The sequence below is a fragment of the uncultured Maricaulis sp. genome, from assembly GCF_963976135.1.
In the GTDB taxonomy this organism is placed as follows: Bacteria; Pseudomonadota; Alphaproteobacteria; order Caulobacterales; family Maricaulaceae; genus Maricaulis.
This window is the reverse complement of the sequence record NZ_CAXBKN010000170.1, coordinates 1-2,762: the sequence shown is the minus strand read 5'-3', so window position 1 is coordinate 2,762 and position 2,762 is coordinate 1. Positions and strand designations below refer to the sequence as shown.

Below are 2,762 nucleotides of genomic sequence, written 5' to 3'. Positions count from 1 at the left end.
CTCGCCGTCGTCCTGATTACCCTGATCTTCGCGGCCCGTACCGGGCAGGCGCGCGGCAAGACGGGCGTCAAGGCGCCGGCCATGTCCGGTTCTGAAGAATTCGAGCGCGCCAATCGCGTTCACCTCAACACGGTCGAGCAATTGGTGATGTTCCTGCCGGTGATGTGGATTTTCGCCAGCCAGATGGGCGATCTTGCTGCCGGCATCGCCGCCCTGGTCTGGGTCATCGGGCGTGTGCTCTACAGCGCGGCCTATATGGCGGACCCTGCCAAGCGCACCGTCGGCTTCCTGATCGGTTTCGCCGCCCTGGTGATCCCATTCCTGATCTCGACCGGCCTGATCCTGTGGGGCCTGTTCACCGGCTGATTCCGGCACCTTAAATCCTGGCAAGATGCGGCGGCGCCCTCTGGACGCCGCCGCAAGAGCCTCTATCCTTGTGACCATGATGATCCTGCTCGCCTCCGCCCTGCTGACCTTCGCCGCCGCGCAGGACGTCCCGCCGATCACCGAGACGGTGCAGATCGCGCCGCAGGTCGAGTTCCAGACACCGCAGGAGCGGCTGACGGCCCGGCTCGATGCGCTGGCCACCGCCGATGAGGCGCAGGCCCGGCCGCTGGTCGACGAGATTTTTGCGCTCTGGTCGCATTCGGGCAGCGATACGATCTCGCTGCTGATGGATCGCGGCCATGCGGCCGAAGCCGCTGGCGACAATGATGTCGCAGCGCGGATGTATGACCATGTCACAGCGCTGGCGCCGGACTTCGCCGAGGGCTGGCTGGCCGCCGGACGCGTCGCGACGCAGCTGGAAGACTGGACCTATGCCTTCGAGACGCTGAACACGGCACTCACCCTCGAGCCGCGCCGATTCGACGCCTATGTCACGCTCGGCCGTGTGCTCGAGAATGCCCAGGCGCTCAATGCCGCCCTCGACGCCTATGAAGAAGCGCTGGAAATTCATCCCACCTATGCCCCGGCGGTCAGCGCCAAGGCCCGCATCGATGCGGCGCGCGCCGGACGCGCGCTGTAACGGTGACGCCAGCCGGTCTCATCGCGCTGATTGCCCTTGCGGGGCTTTTTCTCGGCGCCCTTGGCGGCTGGCTGGTTTCGCGCCGCATTGCCAGGGCGCATCCGCCGGACGGCGAGTTTCTCGAGATTGACGGCACACGCCTGCATTACCGCCGCAATGGCGACCCGGCCCACCCCGCCATTCTGGTCCTGCACGGTGCCGCCTCCAATCTGGAAGAACCATATCTCGCCCTCGGCGAGGCGTTCGCGGGCGAGCATGTCATCTGGCTCGACCGTCCCGGGCTCGGCTGGAGCGGGCGTCCGAAATCGAGGCGCTGGTCACCCGCGGACGAAGCGGCGCTGATCGTCAAATTCCTCGACCGGCTCGATATCCGCGAAGCCGTTGTGATCGGTCATTCCTGGGGCGGGGCGATTGCGATGCGTCTCGCCATGGACCATCCCGGCCGCGTCACCGGGCTTGTGCTTGTGGCGCCGGCGCTTTCCGCCTGGATCGGCGAAGCGGCCTGGTTCAATGCCGCGAGTGGCTGGCCGCTGGTCGGGCCCCTGCTGACCCGCGTCATCATCCCGCTGGCCGGACAGGGCCAGCTCGAATCCGGCGCCCGCAAGGCCTTCCATCCCGAGCCGGTGCCCGAGGATTATGTGGCACGTTCACGCCTGCCACTCATCCTGCGCCCGGGCAACTGGATCGCCAATGCGCGAGACATGATGCAGGTCAATCCGCATCTGGAAATGCAGGAAGAGCGCTATCAGGACATTGCGCTGCCGACCGTGTTTCTGGCCGGGAAAGCCGATACCGTGGTGTGGACCCATCGCCATTCCGGCCAGGTCGCGGCGCGGATGGCGCATGCCGAGCTGCGCCTGATTTCCGGCGCCGGGCACAATCTCCATCACCACCACCCCGGCGCTGTGCTCGAAGCGGCGATCGCCGTGCGGGAACGGGCGCAATGCTGATAAATCCGGTGGAAATCACTGGCCGACCGGCTTGAGGCAGACGCCTGGCCAGCCTAGTGTCGCGCTCCGCCGCAGCAAAGGTTACCGACATGGCTTTCACCGACACCGCCCCGACAGGCCCGATTGACGATTCCGACGCCATGGGCGGGGTCGCACGCGATCATCTGAAGTCTTTTGTCGCCCGCATCGAGCGGCTTGAAGAAGACAAGGCCAATGTCGCCGCCGACATCAAGGAAGTCTATGCCGAGGTCAAATCCATGGGTTTCGATCCCAAGGTGATGCGCAAGGTGATCTCCCTGCGCAAGATCGACCGCAATGAGCGCCAGGAAATGGAAGCGCTTCTTGAATTGTATCTCGGCGCCGTCGAGAGCTAGACTACCCGCCTCCCCCAAACGGAGGATCGCGTGCCGCGCAAGATAGACGAGAAAAAGACCCGCAAGGCCCTGCGCCGGCTGGAGCGTGCCAAACGCGCCGCCGAGCAGGCCGGCACGCCCGATGCCTCGCTGTCGGAATGGGAGGGCGAGTTTCTCGGCTCGCTGGAGGAAAGGCTCGAAACCTATGGCTCGGCCTTCAATGATCCCGGCAAGGGCGATACCGAGGAAGCGCTCTCGGCGCGCCAGGCGCTGAAACTGCGGGAAATCGAGAAGAAGGCGGCCGGCAAGGCGCGCAAACCCATGTCTCAGGGCAAGGGTTTCAAACGCAAGACACCCGGCCCGGCCCCGCGTTCGCGCGAGATCCATGAGGATTTTGATCCGTCTCCCCCGCCGGCGTCCACGCCGGTTCCC

Annotated in this window: 5 protein-coding genes; all 5 read left to right on the top strand. The window is 65.5% G+C overall.

Translation table 11 applies throughout. The features are described from left to right. Positions 1 to 366: MAPEG family protein (locus AAC023_RS14240; protein WP_339741924.1), on the top strand; the 366-nt coding region annotated here is incomplete at its 5' end. A 76-nt stretch (positions 367 to 442) separates the two neighbouring features. Beyond that, positions 443 to 1,027 carry a hypothetical protein gene (locus AAC023_RS14235; RefSeq protein WP_339741923.1) on the top strand — a complete coding sequence of 195 codons (585 nt, stop codon included), beginning with the start codon at positions 443 to 445 and terminating at the stop codon, positions 1,025 to 1,027. Between the two features lie 2 nt (positions 1,028 to 1,029). Beyond that, on the top strand, positions 1,030 to 1,977 hold the full coding sequence (locus AAC023_RS14230; protein ID WP_339741921.1) for an alpha/beta hydrolase: 948 nt from the start codon (positions 1,030 to 1,032) through the stop codon (positions 1,975 to 1,977). A gap of 89 nt (positions 1,978 to 2,066) precedes the next feature. Continuing rightward, positions 2,067 to 2,351, top strand: coding sequence for a DUF2312 domain-containing protein (locus AAC023_RS14225; RefSeq protein ID WP_339741918.1), 285 nt, complete (start codon positions 2,067 to 2,069; stop codon positions 2,349 to 2,351). Between the two features lie 30 nt (positions 2,352 to 2,381). Further along, positions 2,382 to 2,762, top strand: a 381-nt coding sequence (locus AAC023_RS14220; protein WP_339741916.1) for a hypothetical protein, incomplete at its 3' end; no start/stop codon positions are given.

What these genes read in the sequence shown, in the direction of transcription:
- AAC023_RS14235 (WP_339741923.1), top strand. Translation starts at nt 443, where the DNA reads ATGATGATCCTGCTCGCCTCCGCCCTGCTGACCTTCGCCGCCGCGCAG.
- AAC023_RS14225 (WP_339741918.1), top strand. Translation starts at nt 2,067, where the DNA reads ATGGCTTTCACCGACACCGCCCCGACAGGCCCGATTGACGATTCCGAC.